The organism is Lysobacter sp. TAB13 (assembly GCF_052113885.1).
Taxonomy (GTDB): Bacteria; Pseudomonadota; Gammaproteobacteria; order Xanthomonadales; family Xanthomonadaceae; genus Lysobacter; species Lysobacter gummosus.
Map to the genome: position 1 here is coordinate 1 of NZ_JBFRDR010000050.1, position 1,212 is coordinate 1,212.

Sequence of the window (1,212 nt, forward strand, 5' to 3'; positions counted from 1 at the left end):
GGTCAGGACCAGGCTGTCGCCGGTCAAGGCGCCCGCGGTGCAGGTCCACGCGCCGGCGGTGTAACCGGCCACGCTCGGTTCGCTCAGCACATAGGTGCCCGCCGCGACGGCGGCGTTCGTCACCGTCGCGGTGCCACTGACGCCGGTGATCGTCGTCGGACCCGTTGCCGTCAACGGGAAGTCGTTGATCGTCGCGGTGCCGCCGTTGTCGTTGGTCACCGTCTTGACCAGGGTCAGCGTCGCGGCCTGGTCGTCGTTGACGATGGTGCAGGTCGCGTTCTGGCCGCCGGTCAGGACCAGGCTGTCGCCGGTCAAGGCGCCCGCGGTGCAGCTCCACGCGCCGGCGGTGTAGCCGGCCACGTTGGTTTCGCTCAGCACATAGGTGCCGGCACCGACCGCAGCGTTCGTCACCGTCGCGGTGCCGCTGACACCGGTGATCGTCGTCGGACCGGTCGCCGTCAACGGGAACTCGTTGATCGTCGCGGTACCGCCGTTGTCGTTGGTCACCGTCTTGATCAGCGTCAGCGTCGCCGCTTGGTCGTCGTTGACGATGGTGCAGGTCGCGTTCTGACCACCGGCCAGCACCAGGCTGTCGCCGGTCAGCGTGCCGCCGGCGCAGGTCCATGCGCCGGCCGTGTAGCCGGCCACATTGGTTTCGCTCAGCGTATAGGTACCCGCACCGACTGCCGCGTTCGTCACCGGCGTGGTGCCACTGACGCCGGTGATCGTCGTCGGTCCGGTCGCCGTCAACGGGAAGTCGTTGATCGTTGCCGTGCCGCCGTTGTCGTTGGTCACCGTCTTGACCAGCGTCAGCGTCGCCGCCTGGTCGTCGTTGACGATCGTGCAGGTCGCGTTCTGGCCACCGGCCAGCACCAGGCTGTCGCCGGTCAAGGCGCCCGCGGTGCAGGTCCACGCGCCGGCGGTGTAGCCGGCCACGTTGGTTTCGCTCAGGGTGTAGGTGCCCGCACCGACCGACGCGSCGGTCACCGGCGTRCTGCCGCTGACGCCGGTGATCGTGGTGGGACCCGTCGCGGTCAACGGGAAGTCGTTGATCGTCGCGGTGCCGCCGTTGTCGTTGGTCACCGTCTTGACCAGGGTCAGCGTCGCCGCCTGGTCGTCGTTGACGATGGTGCAGGTTGCGTTCTGACCGCCGGTCAGCACCAGGCTGTCACCGGTCAGCGTGCCGCCGGTGCAGGTCCAGGTGCCGGCCGT

At 69.0% G+C, this 1,212-nt stretch carries 1 pseudogene; it reads right to left on the bottom strand.

Annotation, left to right across the window (positions count from 1 at the left end):
* A pseudogene (locus AB4Y92_RS25035) lies at positions 1–1,212 on the bottom strand (hypothetical protein); the annotation flags it as partial.